23 protein-coding genes are annotated in these 24,299 nt (G+C 37.1%); 17 read left to right on the top strand and 6 right to left on the bottom strand.

Translation table 11 applies throughout. From position 1 onward, the window contains the following. Positions 1-654 precede the first annotated feature (654 nt). The 3 genes from D1953_RS17400 (at position 655) to D1953_RS17410 (ending at position 4,092) form a co-directional block, all read left to right on the top strand. Positions 655-1,086: a helical membrane plugin domain-containing protein gene (locus tag D1953_RS17400; RefSeq protein WP_119118436.1), complete on the top strand. Its 432-nt coding sequence runs from the start codon at positions 655-657 to the stop codon at positions 1,084-1,086. A 42-nt stretch (positions 1,087-1,128) separates the two neighbouring features. Continuing rightward, positions 1,129-2,310, top strand: coding sequence for an NAD(P)/FAD-dependent oxidoreductase (locus D1953_RS17405; protein ID WP_119118437.1), 1,182 nt, complete (start codon positions 1,129-1,131; stop codon positions 2,308-2,310). Between the two features lie 369 nt (positions 2,311-2,679). Continuing rightward, positions 2,680-4,092 (top strand): polysaccharide deacetylase family protein, encoded by a 1,413-nt coding sequence (locus tag D1953_RS17410; RefSeq protein WP_119118438.1) that lies wholly within the window; start codon positions 2,680-2,682, stop codon positions 4,090-4,092. 188 nt (positions 4,093-4,280) lie between these two features. Here D1953_RS17410 and D1953_RS17415 read toward each other — a convergent pair whose 3' ends face one another. Beyond that, on the bottom strand, positions 4,281-4,706 hold the full coding sequence (locus tag D1953_RS17415; protein WP_119118439.1) for a MarR family winged helix-turn-helix transcriptional regulator: 426 nt from the start codon (positions 4,704-4,706) through the stop codon (positions 4,281-4,283). A 245-nt stretch (positions 4,707-4,951) separates the two neighbouring features. Between D1953_RS17415 and desA the strand changes: the two genes are divergently transcribed. The 3 genes from desA to D1953_RS17430 all read left to right on the top strand — a co-directional run bounded on the left by desA (position 4,952) and on the right by D1953_RS17430 (position 7,791). Then, on the top strand, positions 4,952-5,977 hold the full coding sequence (gene desA, locus D1953_RS17420; protein WP_119118440.1) for a Delta(5) desaturase DesA: 1,026 nt from the start codon (positions 4,952-4,954) through the stop codon (positions 5,975-5,977). Positions 5,978-6,055: 78 nt separating this feature from the next. Beyond that, on the top strand, positions 6,056-7,195 hold the full coding sequence (locus D1953_RS17425) for a sensor histidine kinase (RefSeq protein WP_119118441.1): 1,140 nt from the start codon (positions 6,056-6,058) through the stop codon (positions 7,193-7,195). Next, entirely contained in the window at positions 7,192-7,791 is a 600-nt protein-coding gene (locus D1953_RS17430) for a response regulator transcription factor (protein ID WP_119118442.1), read from the top strand. The genes D1953_RS17425 and D1953_RS17430 overlap by 4 nt, the downstream gene beginning before the upstream one ends. A 128-nt stretch (positions 7,792-7,919) precedes the next feature. Here D1953_RS17430 and D1953_RS17435 read toward each other — a convergent pair whose 3' ends face one another. The 3 genes from D1953_RS17435 to D1953_RS17445 are packed head-to-tail and all read right to left on the bottom strand — an operon-like array spanning position 7,920 to position 11,690. Continuing rightward, positions 7,920-9,092: a Ger(x)C family spore germination protein gene (locus tag D1953_RS17435; protein WP_119118443.1), complete on the bottom strand. Its 1,173-nt coding sequence runs from the start codon at positions 9,090-9,092 to the stop codon at positions 7,920-7,922. Then, positions 9,089-10,591: a spore germination protein gene (locus D1953_RS17440; RefSeq protein WP_119118444.1), complete on the bottom strand. Its 1,503-nt coding sequence runs from the start codon at positions 10,589-10,591 to the stop codon at positions 9,089-9,091. The genes D1953_RS17435 and D1953_RS17440 overlap by 4 nt, the downstream gene beginning before the upstream one ends. Then, positions 10,581-11,690 carry an endospore germination permease gene (locus D1953_RS17445; RefSeq protein ID WP_245980216.1) on the bottom strand — a complete coding sequence of 370 codons (1,110 nt, stop codon included), beginning with the start codon at positions 11,688-11,690 and terminating at the stop codon, positions 10,581-10,583. Before D1953_RS17445 ends, D1953_RS17440 begins: the two co-directional genes overlap by 11 nt. 137 nt (positions 11,691-11,827) lie before the next feature. Here D1953_RS17445 and msrA point away from each other — a divergent pair, with 137 nt between their 5' ends. The 8 genes from msrA (at position 11,828) to D1953_RS17485 (ending at position 18,715) form a co-directional block, all read left to right on the top strand. Further along, the gene (gene msrA, locus D1953_RS17450) at positions 11,828-12,343 is read left to right on the top strand and encodes a peptide-methionine (S)-S-oxide reductase MsrA (protein WP_119118445.1); all 516 of its coding nucleotides are present in this window, start codon (positions 11,828-11,830) and stop codon (positions 12,341-12,343) included. 112 nt (positions 12,344-12,455) lie between these two features. After that, on the top strand, positions 12,456-13,151 hold the full coding sequence (locus tag D1953_RS17455) for a response regulator transcription factor (RefSeq protein ID WP_119118446.1): 696 nt from the start codon (positions 12,456-12,458) through the stop codon (positions 13,149-13,151). Beyond that, positions 13,148-14,476 (top strand): sensor histidine kinase, encoded by a 1,329-nt coding sequence (locus D1953_RS17460; protein WP_119118447.1) that lies wholly within the window; start codon positions 13,148-13,150, stop codon positions 14,474-14,476. The genes D1953_RS17455 and D1953_RS17460 overlap by 4 nt, the downstream gene beginning before the upstream one ends. A 66-nt stretch (positions 14,477-14,542) precedes the next feature. Further along, a complete protein-coding gene (locus tag D1953_RS17465) occupies positions 14,543-15,052 on the top strand; it encodes a PepSY domain-containing protein (RefSeq protein ID WP_119118448.1) in 510 nt (169 codons plus the stop codon). Between the two features lie 192 nt (positions 15,053-15,244). Beyond that, on the top strand, positions 15,245-16,516 hold the full coding sequence (locus D1953_RS17470) for a right-handed parallel beta-helix repeat-containing protein (protein ID WP_119118449.1): 1,272 nt from the start codon (positions 15,245-15,247) through the stop codon (positions 16,514-16,516). Next, entirely contained in the window at positions 16,513-17,067 is a 555-nt protein-coding gene (locus tag D1953_RS17475) for a nitrous oxide reductase accessory protein NosL (RefSeq protein WP_119118450.1), read from the top strand. The genes D1953_RS17470 and D1953_RS17475 overlap by 4 nt, the downstream gene beginning before the upstream one ends. A 143-nt stretch (positions 17,068-17,210) precedes the next feature. After that, a complete protein-coding gene (locus D1953_RS17480) occupies positions 17,211-18,023 on the top strand; it encodes an ABC transporter permease (protein ID WP_119118451.1) in 813 nt (270 codons plus the stop codon). After that, positions 18,020-18,715 carry an ABC transporter ATP-binding protein gene (locus tag D1953_RS17485; RefSeq protein ID WP_119118452.1) on the top strand — a complete coding sequence of 232 codons (696 nt, stop codon included), beginning with the start codon at positions 18,020-18,022 and terminating at the stop codon, positions 18,713-18,715. The genes D1953_RS17480 and D1953_RS17485 overlap by 4 nt, the downstream gene beginning before the upstream one ends. Before the next feature lie 135 nt (positions 18,716-18,850). Here the strand turns inward: D1953_RS17485 and shc are convergent, their stop codons facing one another. Beyond that, a complete protein-coding gene (shc, locus tag D1953_RS17490) occupies positions 18,851-20,728 on the bottom strand; it encodes a squalene--hopene cyclase (protein ID WP_119118453.1) in 1,878 nt (625 codons plus the stop codon). 138 nt (positions 20,729-20,866) lie between these two features. Further along, positions 20,867-21,187, bottom strand: a complete 321-nt coding sequence (locus D1953_RS17495) for a DUF1450 domain-containing protein (protein WP_342769263.1) — start codon at positions 21,185-21,187, stop codon at positions 20,867-20,869. Between the two features lie 364 nt (positions 21,188-21,551). Here D1953_RS17495 and D1953_RS17500 point away from each other — a divergent pair, with 364 nt between their 5' ends. Genes D1953_RS17500 through D1953_RS17510 form a run of 3 tightly spaced genes read left to right on the top strand, consistent with a single transcriptional unit; the run spans position 21,552 to position 24,224 of the window. Next, positions 21,552-22,505, top strand: coding sequence for an ABC transporter permease (locus D1953_RS17500; RefSeq protein WP_119118455.1), 954 nt, complete (start codon positions 21,552-21,554; stop codon positions 22,503-22,505). Next, positions 22,495-23,451, top strand: a complete 957-nt coding sequence (locus D1953_RS17505; RefSeq protein ID WP_119118456.1) for an iron chelate uptake ABC transporter family permease subunit — start codon at positions 22,495-22,497, stop codon at positions 23,449-23,451. The genes D1953_RS17500 and D1953_RS17505 overlap by 11 nt, the downstream gene beginning before the upstream one ends. Continuing rightward, positions 23,448-24,224: an iron ABC transporter ATP-binding protein gene (locus tag D1953_RS17510; protein ID WP_119118457.1), complete on the top strand. Its 777-nt coding sequence runs from the start codon at positions 23,448-23,450 to the stop codon at positions 24,222-24,224. The genes D1953_RS17505 and D1953_RS17510 overlap by 4 nt, the downstream gene beginning before the upstream one ends. The last annotated feature ends 75 nt before the right edge of the window (positions 24,225-24,299 follow it).

The following is a 24,299-nucleotide window of genomic DNA, read 5'->3' on the forward strand; positions in this document are numbered from 1 at the left end:
AAAATAATACATTTATTTTCCCTCTACTCGATTATGTATCACGTCTAGCGTTTTTAAGGCTATAATTATGAATATTGTTGAGTAAAAAGTAACAATCTTATTTAACACATTCATTTTAAAGCACCTGGTTACATCATGTATGAATTATGTTATACTGTCATTGTCTGAATTCGTTTTATTTGCTGGCATAGTTTGTGATGTTATTCACATGTTGTTTAATGAGAAGGCAATATGCGAATAACGACCAAGCAGCCACATATTGAGTAGGTATTTGTCGCATACTTATTTTAAAAGAAAGTCGTGCATTTTAATGCGTCGCATTCTGTGTTAAGATAGGTATTGTCGCGAATCGCACGTTGGATTTTTTTCTATGAAGAAAATCTCAGCTAATAAACGCAGCTCTTTTTTATGGAGGTTTATTAGCGGATGTTTTTAATTTTATTAATCCAGTTAAAGGAAGCTTTTATATCTATTTTTAAGGTTTTCAATAATTATATAGCAGGATATAATGAGAAGAGTCACTGGGATTGGTACGTTTAAAAACATTTAAAAGGTTTTATTTTTTTGTGTAAAGTTTTACAAAGTTTCCTAAACTTATATGAGTTAAGAAAATGCAAAATTAAGCAATATGCTTATTGTAAAGGAGAATTGGATATGTCAGAAACAAGCACTCAACAAAAGTCTGAAGCATTGACAGCGAGCCAAGAACAACTGGATGTACTAGATCAGCTATTAAAACCTGAGGTACAAGAATCACTGACTACTCTAGTAGAACAATTGCCGAAATTGACTGAATTAGTAAACATTTTAACGAAGTCTTACGATCTTGCTCAAGCGGTTGCCACGGATGAAGTATTAAAAAGCGATACCGTTGGTGCGATTACAGAAATCGTAGAACCAGTTACACACTCTGTAAAAAGTCTTGCTGCGACTGCTATTGAAGCAAAAGATCGTGCAGATGCAAATCATGAAGTAATCGGTTTATTCGGTATCTTAAAAATGCTTAAAGATCCACAAGCACAAAAGTTGTTCCGTTTTGCAAACGCTTTTCTTCAAATTACAGCAGAAAAAAATAGCCAAAAATAATAGTTTGTTTCACATTTAATTCGTAAGGACGGAGGATTAACTATGTCAAAACATATCGTCATCTTAGGTGCAGGTTATGGCGGAGTACTTTCTGCTTTAACTGTTCGTAAATATTTAAACAAGGATGAAGCTCAAGTTACAGTGGTGAACCAATTCCCAACTCACCAAATCATCACAGAATTGCATCGTCTTGCAGGTGGAACTATTAAAGAACAAGCTGTTGCTGTGCCTTTAGAAAAGCTTTTCAAAGGAAAAGATATTAACCTTAAAATTTCTAAAGTTGAATCGTTCAACGTAGACAAAAAAGAAGTAAAACTTGCTGATGGTTCTATCTTAACTTACGATGCTCTTGTTGTTGGTTTAGGAAGTCAAACTGGATTCTTCGGTATCCCAGGACTTGAAGAAAACAGCTTAGTATTAAAATCTGTAGCAGATGCTAACAAAATTTACAACCACATCGAAGGTCGCATTCGTGAATATGCGAAAACGAAAAATGAAGCAGATGCAACTATCGTAATCGGCGGTGGCGGATTAACAGGTGTTGAATTAGTTGGTGAAATCGTTGACAACTTCCCGAAAGTTGCGAAACAATATGGCGTGGACTTCAGCGAGTTGAAAATCAAGCTTGTAGAAGCTGGTCCTAAGATTCTTCCAGTTCTACCTGATAACTTAATCGAACGCGCAACGGCAAGCTTAGCAGCACGTGGTGTTGAATTCTTAACGGGTCTTCCTGTAACAGGTGTTAAAGGAAATGAGATTTCATTAAAAGACGGTCAAACAATCATCGCTAACACGCTTGTTTGGACAGGTGGCGTAGCAGCACTTCCAATCGTTGGTGAATCAGGTCTTGAAGTGGATCGTGGAAGAGCAACAGTTAATGAATTCCTTCAATCTAAATCACATAACGATGTATTTGTTGTTGGGGACAGCGCTGTTGCTTTCCCAGAAGAAGGCGGTCGTCCGTACGCACCAACTGCACAAAACGCTTGGCAAATGGGTGAACTTGTTGGATTCAACTTGTTTGCATACTTCGCAGGCCAAAAAATGGATAAGTTTAATCCTGTAAACTCAGGTACACTTGCAAGTCTTGGACGCAAAGATGGTGTTGCGACAATCGGAGCTAACAACACTCCACTTAAAGGTCTTCCGGCAACATTAATGAAAGAAGCAAGTAACATTCGTTATATGTCTCACATTAAAGCGTTATATACTTACGCCTATTAATTTGCAGATATGTTAAGATAATCACAATCCCTATTTCGATTTTTTGGAATAGGGGTTTTTAGTGTTCATAAGTTTTATAAAAAATCTAGCTATATTGCGATTTAGATTCATATAATAATGATGAATAAGGGGCACACCTTTATATTTGCTAACATTCTATTTTTCTCGTTATTTTTCGTCAATTTCTTGATAATTATGTACTTTTCCATTGCTAAAAACATCAATACTGGTAAAATCAGAGAGAGGAAGATTTTTTGCCTTCGTGCAATCTAAATTGCTACATACAAAACTTTTATATAACTAGCGCTTGAGAGAACAGAAATTTTAATGTGTTTATTTATTAGAATTATATAAGGGGAAGAGTAACAAATGGAAAGAAAGAGAAAACTGAATTATAAGAGGGTCTTTATTGCGCTGATCGGTTGTTGTATGTTAATAGGGATAATTAGTTATTTAATTAATTCAATTAATTCGAAGGCTCAAGCGGTAAAAAATATGGATAACAAATATTCGGATGTAGAGATGAAAATGTTACTCAAAGATAGTACATACGGAGGTTATTCGGTTAGTTATCCATTTTTCCAAATGAAAACAATTGATGAAACATTGGGAAATTATGTAACAAAGAGAATTTCTCAATATGAGAAAGAGTTGAGTGAAAAAAACTCTTCACAAAAGGAAACTTCCGAGTTAAGTATTACTTATGATATCGTTCATTATAGTAAACAAACAGTGACGATTGTGTTTGAGGAATATAAGCAAATTGATAAAAAAGATAGTTACATAGACCTACAGACATTTAACTTCGATATTCCACTACAAAAGTCCCTCTCATTGGAGGATATCTTTAAGGAAAAATCAGATTATTTATCTATATTATCTACTATTTCTTATGCACAACTAAAGAAAAACGAAGACCTTGCTGCTTCAATGCATACTTTAAAAGACGGAACCAAGCCGATAAAAGAGAATTTTAGTCATTTTAGTATATTGGAAGATACGATCGTATTGTATTTCAGACCTAATCAAGTTGCTCCTGATCATTTAGGAGTACAAACGGTTGCGATTAAAAAGAATGTCTTTAAAAATGATATTCTGGATGCCTATAAAAATAATGAGGATAATAAAAATAAAATTAAAGAAATTCAGCCGCCAAATGCTGTGGCAGAGCTTCCTAAAAGAGAAATGAATATTGACCCGAATAAAAAAGTCATTGCCCTTACATTTGACGATGGACCGAATACAAGTACGACTAAGACCATTTTAAAGGCATTAAAAAAATACGATAGCCATGCGACATTTTTTGTACTGGGAAGTCGAGTGAACTATTATCCTGATATGATTACAGAGATGCTGGAGGGTGGAAATGAGGTAGGAAACCATTCATGGGACCATCCACAATTAACAAGATTAAATGAGAAGCAAGTGAAAAGCCAAGTTGAAAAAACCCAATCTATTATTAAAAAGGTGAGTGGGTATGAACCCATTCATATGCGCCCGCCATATGGAGCGACAAATAAAAAAATTAATAAGTATTTTAAGAAAATGGATATAATCTTATGGGATATTGACCCAGAAGATTGGAAAGCTCGTAATAAAGATAAGGTTGTAAAACGAGTAATGGCTCAAGCAGAGGATGGGAAAGTTGTTCTCATGCACGATATTTATCAATCAAGTGCGGAGGCTGCTGTTGAAATTATTAAACGACTTAATAAGCAAGGCTATCAATTAGTAACTATTTCGGAATTACAGGAAATCCAGCAATTAAGAAAAGTAGATTAGTATCATCCAAGTTAGTTTTCTACTAGGATTACATTTCATTTAGTTAGCAGAATAGAATGATTGTTAGGGGCTGCTCACAGGAAAGCAATGTCTTGTATGAGCAGGGAGTCCTCCTATACCAGTTTACCAATTTGAATATATAGTTAAAAAATATATGCTTGTTCACATGAGAACAAGCATATATTTTTTTATTTTTCCAGCGAGTGGTTAAGCTTTTCATAGATAGTTAATAGTTGTTGTCGTTCTTCTTCTGATAATGCTTCAAATAAATTTGTGCGTAATGCTTTGCCTTTTTCATGCGCTGTATGAACCATTTCGACGCCCTTGTTTGTAATCGATAAATAAATAATTCTTCGATCTTCCTGATCAACAACTCGTATAGCTAATTCTTTTTGTACGAGTTTTTCAGATAAGTGAGTTAAAGAGGGCGGGGTCAAACCTAAAGCCTTTGCGATATCCGATGGTCGGCTTTTTCCATGTTCTTTAAGATAATTTAGTACAAGAATATGGGAAATACCCAGATTCTCCTCAAACATTTTATTCCATTTAATAATCATATTATTCGTTAATTGATCCATCATATGAATCAATTCAAAGATTGTTTGTTTTTCCATTCCTTATTACTCCTGCCTTTTATTTAATGGCTCTGTTATAGGATGTTGTATAATGCACAATATTATTTAAAAAACCCAAAAACTTAGGAGGAATCTATCCCCCTCTTGAAATAGGTAGAGGATATGACATTTGTCATATCCTCTACCTGACGTTTATGACTATAATGATATTGTGTTCTTTTTTATTATAGAAGAGAAGTAAATTGTTCAAGATAAAAGAGAAGTGAACTGTTCAGGAGGCAAAAATGAGTAAGCAAAATCAAGTCAATCTAAGAAAACAAATTGCTCCTTTTGAAAAGTCTAATGTAAAAACGAGTGTGAAGCAGTTAGTTAATACGATTCCGCCGTTTATTTTGTTATGGGTTGCTGCTTATTATAGTTTGGGAATTTCTTATTGGTTAAGTTTAGCTCTTTCGATTATTGCGTCAGGGTTCGTGATTCGAATTTTTATTATTTTTCATGATTGCTGCCATCAGTCTTTTTTCAAAAGCCGAAAAGCTAATGATGTTTTAGGGACAATTACAGGCATTATTACGCTATTTCCATATGAAAAGTGGAAGCGCGACCATTCAATTCATCATGCGACAAGCAGTAATTTAAATAAGCGAGGGACAGGCGATATTTGGATTATGACGGTGGAGGAGTATGTAAACGCTTCGTTTTGGGTTCGTCTTCAGTATCGTTTATATCGAAATCCGCTTGTGATGTTTGGATTAGGGCCAGCGTATTTATTTTTAGTATCAAATCGTTTTAATCGAAAAGGGGCACGTAAGAAAGAAAGAATGAATACGTATGTAACGAATGTTTCTGTTATTGTACTGTATACATTGTTATGTTTAGCGATTGGCTGGCAAGCGTTTCTTATGATTCACCTTCCAATCATGTTTGTGTCAGGGTTGCTTGGAATTTGGCTGTTCTACGTACAACATCAGTTTGAGGATTCTTATTTTGAAGAGGAAGAAAACTGGGATTATGTGAAGGCTGCGATTGATGGAAGCTCATATTATAAGCTTCCAAAGCTATTGCAATGGGTAACAGGAAATATTGGTTTTCACCACGTACATCACCTTAGCCCGAAGGTCCCGAATTATCATCTTGAGAAAGCTCATGATTCTACACCACCTTTGCAACAAGCTACAACGATTACAATTCGTTCTAGTTTAAAAGCTCTTCGATTCCGCCTATGGGATGAGTCAAGAAAAACGTTTGTTGGCTTCCATGAAGCGAAGATTTTGGTGGAAAAAGCTCAACCAAGCTTTCAAGAAAAATAACAAGCTAAAAAACCATTCTTGCTACGAATGGTTTTTTAGTCTTTGATTAGATTACAATGTACAGGAAGGGAGGCTGTTATGAAAAAAAACTGGTATCATATTTTTCCGAAAAATACGGGGCTGAGCCCGTATGTTTGGATTATTTTTTGTATTCTACCGTTTTATTTTATTTTTAAATCGTCCTCTAAGTTAGAAATTGCAGCTGGGATTGGGATGATTCTTTTATTTTTTGTTGCTTATGGATTATCCTTTGCTGCGAAGGGATGGAGTGTCTATTTATGGACGTCCATTCAAATTATCATTTCCATTGCGATGACGAGTCTCTTTGGTTATATTTATTTTGGTTTATTTCTCGCTTTTTTTATTGGAAATATTCAAAATAAGATTGGTTTTTATACACTATATACCATCCATATCATCACTACAGTATTGGCTGTAAATGTAGGGTTTCTCTATCAAAATAAAATTTTTCTTACGCAGTTCCCGTTCATTGTCATTTGTGTGATTGGTGTGGTTTTGATACCATTTAACACATACAATCGAAAGAAAAGGGAGCAGTTAGAAGAACAGTTAGAAGATGCAAATAAACGAATTTCAGAGCTTGTAAAGATAGAAGAGCGGCAGCGAATTGCTCGCGACCTGCATGATACATTAGGGCAAAAGCTTTCTTTAATCGGTTTAAAAAGTGATTTGGCAGGCAAATTACTGACTCGTAGTCCAGAGGCAGCTAAAAATGAAATTAAAGATATTCAGCAAACAGTGCGTACGGCTTTAAAGGAAGTACGCGAGTTAGTGTCTGAAATGCGTGGTACGCGTCTTGTCGAAGAAATGCTTCGAATTCGCCAAATTTTGAGTGCGGCACAAATCAAGCTGGAGCTAGTAGGTTCTTCACAGCTTAAAGATACACCATTGTTAGTGGAAAATGTGTTAAGTATGTGCTTAAAAGAGGCAGTTAATAATATCGTTAAACATAGTTATGCTTCTTCTTGCAGGCTAGTGATTAAGCAGTTGCCGACGGAGTGGTATATAGAAATAGAAGATAACGGGGTCGGTTTTCAGCATAAAGGAGACTTTTTTAAAGGACATGGACTTCAAGGGATGAAGGAACGATTAGAATTTGTTAATGGGAGTTTAGACATTCCAGCATCAAATGGAACGAAACTCGTTATTAGAGTGCCGAATGTGATTAAACAAGCGGAACGGGGGAAATCAATATGATTCGAATAGTCATTGCTGAAGATCAACGGATGCTGCTGGGAGCGCTAGGTTCTCTGTTAGATTTGGAAGAAGATATGGAAGTAGTCGGGAAAGCGAGCAATGGTGAAGAGGCGCTTGAGCTAGTAAATCGTTTGAAGCCGGATGTTTGCATTATGGATATCGAAATGCCAGTCAAAAGCGGATTAGATGTTGCTGAGGAAATTAAAGGCCAGTCCTGCAAGGTGATTATTTTAACGACATTTGCGCGTACGGGTTATTTTGAACGAGCTCGAAAAGCTGGTGTGAGCGGGTATTTATTAAAGGATAGCCCAAGTGAGGAACTGGCAAATTCGATCCGCATTATTATGGATGGCCGTCGGATTTATGCTCCTGAGCTCGTTGATATGGCATTTCAAGAAGAAAATCCGTTAACTGAGCGAGAAAAACAAGTACTTGGTTTAATTGCTGATGGGAAAAATACGAAAGAAATTGCGAAAGAGCTTTATTTAACAACAGGAACTGTTCGTAATTATATTTCTATTATTCTTGATAAATTAGACGTAAGTAATCGAATTGAAGCCATCGTCCGTTTTAAAGAAAAGGGCTGGTTTAAATAAGGTCGATAGAGAGGCGAGTTCGTTTTGTGGCGAACTTGCTTTTTTGCTTAGATTAGGATTTGCAGTTCCTTCATAAGAAAAGGAGACAACCTAATTGGGGGCAGTGAGAAACTAGGTTGTCAGAGAGCTTATTTAATAGTAGAACGCTTTCGATTCTTTTCTCCATGAATTAAATGTAATTGAACATCCAGCTTCTGAATTGAATCCTCAGTCAATGGAACTTTCCCGTTTTGCTCTGCATTTTTCCAAGCTTGAACATTTTTTCTGTATAACATTTCTGATAAGCGGTATATATCTATATTGCTTTCAACCCCGTGTAAGTAAGTTTCCTTCACTTGCTGTTTAATGGTCTGTTCGGCAACTTGCATTATTTTTTTTAAACTCTTATCTTTAGGGTTCTCTCGTAATACAGCATCCGCTTTAATAGAAATTGCAAATTGGATGTTGCTTTGTTTAACAATAGGTTTTATTTTAACTTTTACCTTATTAATAAGTAAACTAACATCTGAAAATCCATTAGCAGAGAGATTTAACGCCTCACGCTCCATATCTTTAGTCATCCACCTAAGGCCGTATATGTTTTGATTCTTTATTACTTTTTGCAGTTTTTTATTTTTGATGGATGCAATGCCTTTTATTTGAATGACCGGATGACTCTTTTTTTCTGTTTTCCAAATATTTTCCTTTATTAAATTGATATAAGGTATATTAGCTTCGTAAGGCGGTTCATTTAGTAGAATGAATAATTCACGCATATCAATTGGCTTAACAAACGAACTTTGTTCATAGGTAGCAAGCGGATCGCTTAGTCGAGATAGAGCTGTTGACATTTCCATAATGGGAACAGCTGTTAATACATCCAATAGTGGTTCATTTGTTGCATACATCCAAAGGCGGTATCGCGTTTCTCGATATCTGTCTAATAAATCGGTAGTTGCTTGAATCCCCTCTGCTTTTAATGCTTCCTCGGTGAAGAGAACAAAACTAAGATGTCCCCAAAAAATCCTGCGCTGAGATGACTTATATAACTTAAAGATTGCATCATCGATTGTTTTTCCAGATGCACGACCGACCTCAACCTTTGTTCCTGAAGCACCACTAGCCACTTCTGATTTAGCTAAGAGACGAGGATTAAGGATTTGTAAATAAACTGTATATTGTTGATCTTTATAATCGATGCCTAATCCATGAACGTATACCATGCGCTCTGGTTCCGTAGTATCCCAGCATCCCGCTAATGGAAGAGTCATCGTGAGAAGGAGAGCTATATATATGCATTTTCTTTTTCCAGTTTGCCTCATGGCTCTCCCTCCTGAGTAGGGTCATGAGGCTTAAGAGCGGAGGGGCGTGTGTCTTTTTTTTGAGCTGGTAAGCGGAAGACAGCTTTTAGGATATTCTTCATATTTAGCTGTGTCGCAAGTGCTAAGTATGGTACTCCAAATGTGCGGATTTTGGCTACATATGTACCAATTAAAAAGATAGAGACGAAAAAGCCGACAAAGCCAAAAAGAGAAACAAGGAAAATGACGAAAAAGCGAGCCAATGAAACAGTCCCTACAAGGGATTGGTTGACTAAAGTGAATGTGGCAACGGTAGAACCGGCAATAACGACGAGCATAGCTGGACTCGTTAAGCCAGCACTAATCGCCGCGTCGCCAATAATCAGCCCGCCGACCACACTTAATGTTTGTCCAACAGCCAAAGGGAGCCTCATGCCAGCCTCTCTAAATAATTCAAACAAGAGTAACATTAAAATCGCTTCCAAAGCGGTAGGGAATGGGACCCCTCTTCGTGATTCAAGGACTGTTGCTAATAATGTTAGGGGCAGCTGATTTTGATGAAAAGCCGTTAATGCGACCCAAAAACCGGGCAAAAAAGCGGCAATGGAAATACCAAGTATTCTGAGCAGCCTTTCAAAAGAGTTGTATAAATAATTATATTCCTTATCTTCAGCGCTTTTTAATAAATAAAATAGATTAACTGGTGTGATATAGGCATAGGAAATGCCATCAATTAATAGAACGAAGCGGCCGTTTAATAAAGACTCTACAGCAAAATCAGGTCTGCCTGTATAATCATGACGAGGAAGAACCGAATAGGGACTGTCATTGATTAGTTCCTCCAACTGTGTGCCGCTTAACAGACCATCTATATCAATAGACTGCAGCTTTTGGCGAATTTGTTGGAGAAACTCTTTGTTGGCGATATCCTCCATATATAAAAGCGATACTTTTGTTTTAGAGCGTTTACCAATTTCAAAAGCTTCCCCGACAAGTGTTGTTGTACGCAGTCTTTTTCGAATCAATGCATAGTTTACTGTGATATTTTCAATAAAATTATCACGTGGACCTTTGACACTGACTTCTGTTGCTGTTTCCTCCGGCTGACGCTCGGGTCGATCGGCAATATCTACTGACATGATAAGATTTTGCTCTTGTACAATGAAGAGCAGCTTGCCTTCAAAAATAGCATCGGTAGCTTGTTCTTCCTCTTTTACTAGTTGAAGAGACGGAAGAGATAGTTGTTGAAGGGAGTCTAATGTAACTTCTCCCTTTAAGTGAGTGAAAAAATCTTCAAATCGCTTAGGAACAACCTGATATAACATGTCTGTATTCACCAAGCCCATACAATAGATGAGGGTGATAGTATGCTGATTATATTGTAACGATGAAAATTGAATATCAATACATTTAGTAAACAGCTTTCTTAAAGCTTCTTCATTCAGTGCTATGTCTTTATTTTTCTTTTGAGGCCTCTCTTTTGCAGGAGGGATTAATGTTTTAGATGTTTTAAATTTCATAGCTGGCCCCCCGTTTTTTCCTTGAAGAAATTATTACCAGTACACTTATTAATAGAGAAAAACTAAAAAAGAACAAAAATGTCCCAGGTAAAATAATATTGGCTGTCAGGTAAGAGAATCTAAAGTCGCTAATAGGAGCCAACACTATTCCTGCAATAATAAGGGAGAAACCAAATAAATATTTATTTTTCACCTTGTCTGCCTTGGATGGCAATATTTCTTTCATTAACAGCAGTAATAGAGCGAGGCGAATAAAAGCCCCAGCCAACCATTGATAAATAGATAAAAAATCTACATGCTCTACAAAATTACCTAACGATACTAACCCCCATTCTTCATAGGGGGGAAATCGTTGTATAGAGGCTTCTGTTGGTCCGAATTCTATAATTGCTCCAATGAGGGGACCTATTGTCAGAATCGTTAAGATAAGAATGATGCTGACAAAATGACGCCAATTGAGCGGCTTTTGCACTTTATGCTGTAATAAAAGGAAAATGAAAATCTCTGATATACCAGCTGCTTGATAGATGGTACCACTCAGCACAGGTTGATAGCCATGTTCTAAAAGTGGAAGAAGCAGCATGAAGTTTTTATGCTCGATATTAGCGAAAGAGACAAAAAAGCCAAGTATCGTAATGAAAAATAATAGAAAAATATTAAGAATATTTAATGTGCGTAAGCTAGTGATAGCAAGTTGCCAGCATGTAAAGATAAACAGAAAGGTTATTAAAAATACGGGTGTTTCTGGCAAAAATAAAATACTAATCCATGTAATTGTTTCTCTTAGAGTAAACCCTGCCATCACTATAAGATAACTAATAAAAATAAAGGTTAAAATATTAGTTGCTGTTTTACCAATAGATTCTTTAAGCCATTCAAATAAAGGCTGTCTATTCGTTTTTTTATGAATATAAATCAATAATGGTATCCACAGCATCATGAGTAGCATCGTAATGATAACTGTCATCCAAGAATCCCGGCCTACTTCTCTAATCAAAGGAGAGACGGCAAACACATGATTATTTAAACCAATGGTTGTCGTAGCGATAAGGATTAATTGAAATGGAGTAATTGAATCCGTTTTATGAATAGAAACCACCTACTATAAATTCTTGTTTAGTATCTTTTGTTATATTTGCCTTTTTATACATGGTGTTTATGAAGAGATTAAATACCGCTATTTGGTGCAAGATATGGTATATTTTTTTCATAATGGAGAGAGAGGAACTGATTTACATGCAAAAAGCAACATTTGCAGGCGGCTGTTTTTGGTGTATGGTTTCGCCTTTTGAGGAACTGCCGGGAATTGAAGGAATTATTTCTGGTTATACAGGAGGGGATGTTGAAAATCCAGCGTATGAAGAGGTGAAAACTGGTACGACAGGTCATTATGAAGCAGTTGAAATTACATATGATCCAAAGCTGTTTTCTTATGAACGATTATTAAACTTATTTTGGCCGCAAATTGACCCGACCGATGCAGGAGGACAGTTCCAAGATCGAGGAAGCCAATATCGAACAGCGATTTTCTATCATAATGAAGAACAGAAAAGATTAGCGGAAGAGTCAAAGGAAAGGATTGCGGCCAGTGGAGTTTTTAAGAAACCAATCGTGACTGAAATTTTACCAGCACAGACGTTTTATCCTGCTGAAGAATACCATCAAGATTTTCATAAGAAGAATTCAGCTTACTATAAAGACGATCGAAAAAAGTCAGGGCGCGATGAGTTTATTGAAAAGCATTGGAAATAATGAGAGGGTTAAGTTGGGTGTGAATATTCACACACAACTTTTTCTCTCTGTACTGTTCTCATAATATTTTAATGTTGGTTCGCTACACTAATAATAGAAAGGTGGGAATAGGATGGGGAAGCGAATCTTAATTATTGAAGATGAACAAAGCATTGCCCGTGTTCTGACGCTTGAATTGCGTCATGAAGGATACGAAACAGATACCGCTTATACAGGAAAAACGGGGCTAGCAAAAGCAGAACAGGAGCAATGGGACTTAATTTTACTAGATGTTATGCTTCCAGAACTGAATGGAATTGAAGTTCTCCGTCGTTTTCGAAAAAATAATACGCATACGCCCGTTATTCTCGTAACAGCTCGGGATGCCGTGCCGGATAAAGTAAGCGGCTTAGACCATGGTGCAAATGATTATGTGACGAAACCGTTTGAAATAGAAGAATTGCTGGCTCGAATACGGGTGTGCTTACGCCAATCCCATCAAACAAATGTAGAAGAAGATGAGAACCTTTTAATTGTTGAAAATCTTTGTCTGCAGCTTGGAGCGAGAGAGGTCAGAAGGGATAATCAGAACATTGAGCTAACGTCTAGAGAGTTCGATTTGCTTGTCTATTTGATGCAAAATAAAAATCAAGTGCTGTCACGTGAACAGATTTTAACCCATGTTTGGGGCTATGATTTTACAGGTGACACAAATGTAGTTGACGTATATATCCGTTATATTCGGAAAAAAGTGGACGATCCTTTTGATTGTCCGTTAATTCATACGCATCGAGGAGTGGGGTATAGCATAAAGGAGCACCGTCGATGAAAATCAGAACGAAAATTCAATGGTATTCGATGTTGTTTTTGACAGTCATGCTATTGATGTTAAGTGCTTTAGTGGCAATCGCGTTCTTTTGGCTTTCCTTGCAAAGAGAACAGGAATTTTTAGAAGAACAGGCTCAACTGATCGAAGAAAATGTTGGCTTAACAAGTCGTTTGGCTGATATAGAACCAATGATTCCGGATGACGGGATGGTACGCATCTATTATGGAAAAGAGAACGTGGTTTCTCCATTTACGGAGGAAGAGGAATTGCTTGCTTTAGAGACAAAATATGTATCAGAGGATGACTTTGAACTAAGTAAAGTTGATGGTGAGTACGTTTTAACATATCGTTTGCCTGTAAAAAATAAAGGGCAGCAACAGGGCGTTATTGAAGTTTCACAGCCAATTGAATCAGTAATCGATCATTTAGTCATGCTCATAGTTGTGCTCTTAGCTATGTCTTTATTCGTTATTCTTATCTCTATTTTTGCTAGTAAACGGTTAGCGACACTTATTTTAAAGCCTGTTTCCATTATGAGTCGTACGATGGTTGAGATTGAACAGAGCGGTCAATTTAAGAAAATTCCTTTGCCGGATAAAACGAAGGATGAGCTTGAACAAATGGGAGCCGCTTTTAATAGAATGATGGCCCGTTTAGAACAGAATTATTATCAACAGCAGCAATTTCTCTCTGATGCTTCTCATGAATTGAAAACACCAATTACGGTGATTGAAAGCTATGCATCTCTTTTGAAGAGATGGGGAAAGGAAGAGGCGGATATTCAAGAAGAGGCAGTAGAGGCCATTCATCATGAGGCCTTAAGAATGAAGGAACTAACGCAAAATTTATTGCAAGTGGCTTCTAGAAATAATCTTTCTATTGAAGAGGTTGAAATCGTTTCATTATGCAGGCAGGTGGCGCGGAATTTTAGTCAAACGTCGAATCGCATTGTGCAAGTGATAGCGAAGCCAGAAGAGGTTATTTATGAAACAGACGCTAACCGTTTCGAACAAGTACTAATTATTTTGGTTGATAATGCATTGAAATACAGCGAAACGGATGTTACGGTTTCGATTGAGGTTGTTGAGGAAGTCTTAATGATTCGTGTTCAAGATCAAGGAATTGGAATTCCTAAACAAGATATACCACATGTTTTTGAACGGTTCTATCGGGTTGATCCTTCAAGAACAAGAAGTACGGGCGGGAGCGGCCTTGGTTTATCGATTGCTAAATCAATTGTGGATTCACTAGGGGGAAGAATTGCTATTGAAAGTGAAGTAGGAGTTGGAACCACAGTGAATATCTCGTTTCTCATCAAATTTTAATCTAGCTCTTATCTTGTTTTCATTTTACTATCCTATGATGAAGTTACTAACAGATAGGAGGATTTGATGATGAAAACATTTTTTACAAAGAAAATGATGATAATAGCAATGGTAACGGGAGTGTTAGTCCTCGGAGGGGTCTCCGCGATTACAGCTTATGCTTTAAACGCAGGGACGGTTTCAAAAGAGGAAGCGGTTAAAAGTGTTTCTGAACAAGTGAATGGCGAAGTGATCAAGGTTGAGAAAGACTTGGATGACACGTTGACATATGAGATGACAATGAAAACAGAAAATGGCTATGAAGATATTGAAGTAGATGCCTCTAATGGTGAAGTGATTGAGCGAGAGTACAACGATGATAGCGATGATAGCTACCCGGCAGCTAAGATTAGTCTTGAAGAAGCAGAGAAAATTGCTTTGAAGAAAGTGGCGAATGGGACGATTACAGATGTTGAGTTAGACAGAGAAAATGGTTTGCTTGTATATGAAATTGAAGTAGAGAAAAAGTGGTTGGAGTATGACTTAGTGATTGATGCAAACACAGGAGATGTGTTGCATGTAGGGAAGGATGATTAAGGAAAAGAGTTTACCTGCCTGTTATCTGGGCAGGTAAATTCTTTTTCGTGTTTAAAAAATAAAGATTTTCGCGATACTGTAAGGAAGAATGCCAAATGGTTTTGTATTTATTCATCTGTTTTTCAAACTTTTTTCACAATTATAGAATTTAATAATAAAGAGAAGTTTTTAAGAGAGCGAGGTGAGGGCTTTATGAGCCAGTTGAAGTATATGCTATTAATTCTCGTTCTAGTTTTACTTTTACCGGGGGAGACCGATGCAGCAACGCTACAATCTAAAATTGAACGCGCCGTACCTGGTGAAACGATTGAGATATCGGAAGGGATATATGAAGAAAATCTCGTAATTACAAAACCGATTACATTGAAAGGTCAAGGGAAGGTGTTGATTCGTTCGTGTGAAGAACAGCCCGCTATTACGATTAAAGGAGAACATGTTTCACTCGAACAAATCCAAGTAGAATATTGTGGTGAGGGAAAGGAAGCAACGGCTATTTCAATCTCAGGATCTAAGCATCAGTTAACCGATTTTGAAATTGAAACAAAACGTTACGGCATTCGACTTGATGGGGCGAGCGAAGTAAATATACAAGATGGTCTCATTACTGGTCAAAGAAAAGGAAATGGGATTGATTTATGGGAATCTAGTCATAATACGATTCAAAATATGAAGATTACCAGGATGCAAGACGGAATTTACTTAGAACAAAGCCATCAAAATACACTGCGTCAAAATCATATTCAAGGCTCTCGATATGGGATGCATTTAATGTTTGCCGATGATAATGTACTCGAAAAAAACATCGCTCAGTATAATATGACGGGAACGATGTTAATGCGTGTCAATCGCGTGCAAGTGGTAGGGAATGATTTCTCTTATAATCGTGATAATGTTAATGCACAAGGGCTGTTAATTTATTTTGTGGAAAATAGCCGCATTGCTGAAAACTCGCTTACTGGAAATCGAGTCGGCATTTATATGGAAACATCTGAAGACAATCTGATGACAAACAACAAAGTAATGGATAACTTTATTGGAGTTCAGTTTACTAAAGCAAATAATAATCAATTAACGAGGAATACGTTTGTTGGAAATGTAAATGAGGCGCAAGCGATTGAGAGTTCGAATAATGAAGTTAGTCATAATTACTGGGACGCTTCAGCTAAGCTCGACTTGAAGGGCAAAGGGGAAAGTATACTTCCGTTTGTGGCGGACCCTTATTTTTTAACATTAACGGCGGATGTGCCTGAATTTCAATTATTCTTTCAGTCACCTGGCGTGCTGCTGCTGCAGAAAATGTTGAAAAGTCCGGCTGATCAAGTATTAACGGATGAAGCACCTTTGATGGAAACAACGATGGAGGTAGAAAGAACAGAGACGTCTGCATCAGCGTTGTGGGCGATGAGTGTAGGAATGATAATCGTTAGTACAAGCTTATTTATAGTAGGGAGGAAAAGAGTATGAAAAAGAAGCTTTTTAGCTTTTTAGTATTAATAGGCGTTCTATCCATGCTAGCCGCATGCGGTGATAAGGAAGTTCAACCAGTAGCTATTAATGAAGAAACAGATACGTGTGCGACTTGTAATATGGCTGTAGTAGATAATCAGTATGCTACCCAAGTTATTTTAGAAAATGGAAAGTCACTTATATTTGATGATTTGGGCTGTATGTATGCATGGATGAATGAAAACGCAGATCAAAAAATCAGTGCCGAATTCGTACGTGATTACGATAATAAAGAGTGGGTATCAGCGGATGATGCTACCTATGTATATAATCAATCGGTGAAAACACCAATGGCTTATAATGTAATTTCTTTTGAACAAAAAGCGGATGCCGAGAAATTTGCAGCAGATCATGCAGGTAGTACGTTAATGACAGCGGATGAATTAGCCAAACATAGCTGGACGCAAAATCATGAAATGATGCAGAACATGGGAGAAGGACATTCCCATTCTGAAGACGGAACAGAAGAATCGGGTCATGATATGGAGCAAGAGAATACAAGTCATTAATGGATTAGTGGGAAGAGGGTCGGCGCATTTCTCTGTGTCGCCCTTTTTCTATGAGGAATAGATAAAAAACATCATTTGGTTGATAGGTTTTGATGTCTGGCTGCAGGCACGTTGCTCTTTTCTTAAGGAGGGGGAGAATTACGATGTGGAATATTTGGCGTTCTGAATTACGGATGACGGTGCGGCAGCGTTCGTACTATTCATTTCTCATTTTATGGGTCGCTGTGTTATCTTTGCTTTTTTTACTGCAAAACAGCGCACCATCTTTAACGGGCTATACAAATATGACAGGGACAGTTGCGAATATTGCATTGTATATTATTCCGCTGTTTATGCTCATTATCGGTTCATTTTCAATAGCGAATGAAATAGAGAATGGACAATGGCGCTTATTATGTACGTATCCACTGTTTACCTTGTCTTACGTAATCGGAAAAATCGGTGGTCAATTTACCGCCCAGTGGATTGTATTTACATTTAGCTTCGGAATTAGTATGGCGATTAGTTTGGTCATCGGTGGCGGCTTTTCGATGAAATGGCTATGGGCCATTTATCTTTTTTCCGTTACTTTACTATTTATCTTTCTTGTCATAGGAGTCTGTATTGGTTCTTTTGTAAAAACTCGTTGGCAGGCATTATCGATTTCCGTGATGCTATGGTTTTTCTTAATTATGATTTGGCCAACCGCTTTAATTGGGATACTTGGCTCAGTGCCCTATACGTGGATTGCTCCGCTGATGAATGCGTTGTTATTCGTTAATCCTGCGGAACTTATTAGAGTTGCTTTTGTTATTAGTCTGGATGCAGGCTCTGTCTTTGGCCAAGCTTATGATTCTCTACTTAGTTATTTAGAAACGTCTCTTTCTATACTGATTTATATTCTCTATTTTATCTGCTTTTTATCGGTTTCATTTTTATTTTCGATGGGGATGCTTGAATGGAGGAAGAGACGATGACAAGATTGAAAGTGGATGGTGTTTCTAAAGTATATAAGGAAAAAACAGCTCTGCACCCTTGCTCTTTTGAAGCAGAAGCAGGCAGTTGCGTTGTTTTATGTGGCGGGAATGGAGCAGGTAAGAGTACGTTGCTCCAAATGATTGCGGCGATTAGCATACCGACTACAGGTACAACCATTATTGATGACATTAATATAAAAGATGATCGAGAAAGTTATTTGAAGAAAATTGGGTTTATGCCCGATGATTTCTATGCTCAAGAAATGATGACAGTGGAAGAGTTTTTGAACTTTTACGGGGCATTTAGAAAAGTAAAGAAAGAACGGGTTAATCAAGTGGTTGAATTAATTGGATTAACAGATAAACGTCGTGAACTAGTAAAAAGTTTGTCTAAGGGAATGAGACAGCGGTTAATATTTGGACAATCGATTCTAGCTGAACCAGCTGTTTTATTAATGGATGAGCCGACAAATGGCTTGGATCCTTATTGGGTCAATCGTTTTGTTGAAATTGTTAATGAGGTCAAAAAAAGTGGAACTACTATTGTTTTCTCAACACATATGATGGATGTGGCTGCTGAAACAGGGGACTTGATTGTATTTATGAAGCAAGGTGAAGTGATTGAAAAGATTGTTCGTAAAGGAACGGTTGAAGAAACAACGATTCAATTAATGAAGCTGCATCGTCAATGAATTAGAGGAACGGGGCTGTTTCAAAGTATATGCTTTGATGCAGCTCGTTTTCGTTTGAAAGTAAAAATCCCGCCAATTCGGTTCATAATCCCGCCAATTCATTGAATGAAGGCAGGATTATAAGAGGTAACGACATTAGTTATATTTATTTCGGTAATGACTTAATGCAAGCAGTGGGAATAGATATTTATAACTGTGGTAGTTCCAATAGATATAACCTGCTAAACCTTGACCAACGGGATAATTTTTCGCCCGGTTTGACGTTTCACTTTGATTAAGAAGAAAGGAAATTCCGCGTTCAATGGCAGGAGTTGGCTGATCACTAACCGCAATAAGAGCATCTACCGCCCATGCAGTTTGTGTAATGGTGCTTGTGTTCAGTGGTATATACGTTCTATGGATATCGCTGTAACAAGATTCTCCCCATCCGCCATCTTCATTTTGAATCTTTTTTAACCAATTGACCGCTTTTTGGATAGCATAGTGCTCGGATGAATATCCAGCTGCGGCTAATCCAGTTAGAGCGGCCCATGTTCCATAAATATAGCAAACACCCCAGCGGCCAAACCATGAACCGTTGCTCTCTTGGTGACGAATCAGCCATTTACTGGCTTGCTTGCTGACATGATTAGGGTTTTTAATATTAGCAAAATTGCCGAGAAATTCTAATGCTCGCCCCGTTAAATCAGCTGTGGATGGATCTGATAGAATGAAATCAGCATTTTCTATTGGAAGATACGTAATCCACGATTTATCTACATTTCTTTCAAAAGCGGGAAATCCACCATCTTTATTTTGCATGGATAAGGTAAAGTTAAGTCCACGCTGCCAGTTGTTTTGAGCATGTAATTGATGTGTCAGTGCTCGTAGTGAAGCGGTTGTATCATCTACATCGGGGGTCATCGTGCTGCCATTGGAAAATCCCCAGCCACCAGGGATAGCTTGTGGATTGTGAATCACCCAATCGCCATATTTCTCTTGCTGTTGAGAGAGTAAATAAGCAGTCGCTTTTTGAATGACGGAATCTTGACTAGATACGCCAGCTTCTTGAAGCGCATAACTAATTAAAGCCGTATTCCAAACAGAAGCTGTTGTGAATTGAACATGCGAATATCCATTGGTTGAAGTGGTCATTGCTTTAAGGCCGGCAACGGCTTTCGTAATGATGGGATCGTCTTTAGAATAACCAAGAGCAAGGAAGGCAAAAATCATAAAAAAAGTTGCGCTGAAGTAGTTGTATAAGGTACCATCACTTTCAATTCGATCTGTCATATAGCGTTTGGCAGAGGCCGTAGCCAAGGAATGTAAAGAATGAGGTAAGCCGATTAATGAAGAGACCCCTTCTTGCACTTTGGAAAATAGAGAACGATATTCATCCGTGCGAAATTCCTCCCACAACTGCTCCTCTTCTCGTTCTTCTTTTTTTACATATAAATCCTGTAAATTCGGACTACTGCTTAGTCTAATCCGAAATTTTTTATGAGCGAGAAGCAGGAGGGGAACGAAATGAACGCGGCTATAGACGGAAAAATCGTACATGCTGATAGGGCTAGTCGGTGGCAGTAATATCGATTCGAGCGGGATCGGAAACACGAGGGGCCATTTAATTTGTCCAGTAATGGTCAGCATCGCTTTAGTAAATAGTTTAGCCTTTTTTATGCCGCCTTTTGACAGGATAAACTGGCGAGCTTTACGTATAGGCGGATCATTTTTTTCATAATGTCCACTATAAAGCAGAGCGTAATAGGCTTCAATGGTAACCGAAAGATTTCCTTCTTTTTCGTCTTCGAAAATCTTCCATGCTCCATTAGCTTCCTGTTTACTTGCGATTCTTTCTACTAAGGAAGAAATCAGTGCTTCATCTTTCATATTAAGAATGGTAAGTAAAATAATCATATAGGCGTCTGGTGTGATGCCCATTTCGAATGGGTATTCCCATGCTCCATTAGTTGTTTGATCCGTTTTTAAGCGTTGAATGAGACAATCAATTTCGGGTTGAACATGCTGAGTCACTCAGAACCCTCCCTTGTATACATCATTTCTCATAAATATATGCATGAAATGATGTAGCGTGCGGTCTATCCTGTTGCTTTCTCTTGGGATTATTAAATAATCTTTAAGATCAAAATCAAGTCTGAGGGTGAAGGAAATCTAGCTCTGTTTTGGTAGCTGTTCTTTAAGCAGTTGCAAAAGCTCGTCCATATGATTGGCTTCGATTACTTGTCCATCTACAATGGCATAAGCAGCTTTGCGACAAGTGGAACAGTTGCTTATGCATTCATATTCCTTATAGCGAATATGTGATTGCCTTAGAAAGTGACTGAAGTCGAGTGCTGTTTCTTCATTTAAATAACGGTCGAGATTATTTTGACAGAACTCTATGTGTATCTTTTTTTTAGAGGAGAAAATGGTAGAGAAAAATATTTTCATATCTATCACGTCCCTTGTATAAAAATGGCTTGTCACATACATGATTCGACAAAATAAACATATGGAATTGGCAAAAGCGGTTGACAGTATAAAATTAGATGTTAAAATGTTTATTGTAAAGTTTTATTGATAATGAATATCATTTGCAATATTCCATTATATGGGTTTAATGAAGATTCTAAAGGAAGTCACTGTTTGTTTCAACTAGATTAGAGAAAAGCAGAAAGAATTAGGATGAAGTGAATGTTAGATAAGTATTTGAAATTATGAAAATATTCATTTTCCTATCTATCTTTTTTGTAGAGATTGATTTTAGAATTTTCTTTATATACAATTTAATTGGCACTCAGAATGATAATTATTTTCAATTGTTATTCTGAGAATATACACATTATGAGGATTACAAATGAGAATATGGATGTTAATAATTACAGCTGTAGTCCTGTCATTTATATCGTTATTTGTTGGGGCTATTGATATTAAGCCGAGTGACTTGCTCGACTGGAATTCGGATAAGACACAAATTTTCTTGGCAAGTCGAGTACCTCGTTTAATGGCGATTATATTGGCAGGAGCAGGAATGAGTATTGCTGGTTTAATTATGCAGTCTTTAAGTCGAAATAAATTCGTCTCTCCAACGACTGCTGGTACGTTAGATGCAGCAAAACTAGGAATTTTAATTTCGATGTTGTTCTTTACCAATGTAACCTATACGCAGCAAATTATTTTTAGCTTTGCCTTTGCTTTAGTAGGAACATTAATTTTTATGCAAATTCTGGATCGTATTAAATTTAAAGATGTCATTTTTGTTCCATTAATCGGGATTATGTACGGGAATATTTTGTCATCGGTTACGACATTTTTTGCCTATGAAGCAGACCTTATTCAAAATATTTCAGCTTGGTTAATGGGAAGCTTCACATTAGTTATGGCGGGACGCTATGAACTGTTATACATAAGTATTCCAGCGGTTATTTTAGCGTATCTTTATGCAAATAAATTTACAGTTGCAGGTATGGGGGAAGATTTTGCTAAAAACTTAGGATTAAGCTATAAGTTTGTACTGAATATAGGTCTTATCCTTGTCGCAGTTATTGCTACAACTGTCGTGCTAACTGTCGGGGTTATTCCGTTTTTAGGTTTAATTGTTCCTAATATTGTATCTCTTTATTTAGGTGATAATATACGTAAAACTATTCCACATACAGCAGTACTAGGAATTGTCTTCTTGTTAGTATGCGATATTATTGGGCGTATTATTGTTCACCCTTATGAGATTCCTGTTAACGTAACTGTGGCAGTAATCGGTAGTGTGATCTTCTTAATTATGTTAATTAGGGGGAGAGCATATGCGAAATAATAGTACGAAGTTAATCTTTTTGGCGGTATTAGCGATTATTTGTATTTTACTTTACGCATTTTATGATATAAAAGGCGGCTTTGATTACGCCTTCCCGAAACGTATGATGCGTATTGGGGCAATGGTTGTAACAGGTGTTGCGATTTCGTATTCGACAGTCGTGTTCCAAACAATTACACATAACCGTATTTTAACACCTTCTGTTATGGGCCTTGATTCTATGTATCAAGTAGTACAAACCTTAATTTACTTCTTTGCAGGGTCACTATCGATTTGGGTATTAAATAAATATTTAAATTTCGGTGCATCGATTATCGCAATGGTATTATTTGCACTCATTTTATATCGATTCTTATTCCGAGCGGATAAGCATCCTATTTATTTACTTCTTTTAATCGGGATGATTTTAGGAACGCTTTTAGGAAGCTTTGTGACATTTCTCCAAGTACTGATTGACCCATTGGAATATTTAAGTCTGCAAAGTCGCTTATTTGCGAGCTTTACAAAGGTAAACGCTGACTTATTATATATTGCAATCGGTATTTTATTCATTGCGTTTATTTACGGTTATCGCATTATGGGGAAACTGGATGTTATGTCACTTGGTCGTGAAAATGCGATTAACCTTGGTATTAACTATGACCGTATGGTAATGAATATTTTAATTTTATCGTCGGTTTTAATTGCAACATCAACAGCACTAGTTGGTCCGATTACGTTCTTCGGCTTAATCGTAGCGAATCTTTCTTATCAATATTTAGTTACATATAAACATTCTGTTTTAATTTTAGGTGCAAGTTTAATTAGTATTATTGCATTAGTTGGTGGTCAGTTCCTTGTTGAACATATTTTTGAATTACGTACAACATTAAGTGTGATTATTAACTTTATCGGTGGTATTTACTTTATTTATTTATTATTAAAGGAAAGTAGGTCAGCAGGATGATTGAACTCAAGGGATTAACGAAGCTGTTTGGTAAAAAGCCTGTTGTAGAAGACGTATCTGTAACCATAGAGTCGGGGATGATTACATCGTTTATCGGACCGAATGGTGCCGGTAAATCTACACTTCTTTCTATGGTGAGCCGATTATTAGATGCAGATACTGGGGAAGTATTACTTGATAAAGAAAGTGTGAAAAAGTGGAAATCCTCTGAGTTTTCGAAGCGCGTTTCGATTTTGAAGCAAGCAAACCATATTAATGTTCGATTAACGGTACGTGAGCTTGTTTCATTTGGCCGCTATCCGTATTCGAAGGGACATCTTACAGCAGAAGATGAAAAATTTGTTGATCAGGCAATTGAATATATGAACTTAACAGAGATGCAAGATAAGTTTTTAGATGAATTATCAGGTGGTCAAAGACAACGTGCGTTTATTGCGATGGTTATTGCTCAAGATACAGACTATATATTACTTGATGAGCCTTTAAATAACTTAGATATGAAGCATTCTGTTCAAATCATGAAGATTTTACGTAAGCTTGTAGATGAGCTTGGTAAAACAGTTGTCATTGTACTACACGATATTAACTTCGCATCTGTTTACTCAGATCGTATTGTCGCGTTGAAAAACGGTAAGCTTGTGAAAAACGGGCCGACTCATGAGATTATTAATTCGGATGCACTGCGTGAAATTTACGATATGGATATTCCAATTCAAGAGCAAAATGGATGTCGTATTTGTGTATACTTCAATTCACATACAGAAGCTAAGTGAATGGTCGTAAAGAGCAGCCTAGAGAGGATGTACAAGTTTAACTTTTATTTTCTCTAGGTGTGTTTTTTAGTGACA

It is taken from the genome of Peribacillus asahii (assembly GCF_003570725.1).
Lineage (GTDB): Bacteria > Bacillota > Bacilli > Bacillales > DSM-1321 > Peribacillus > Peribacillus asahii.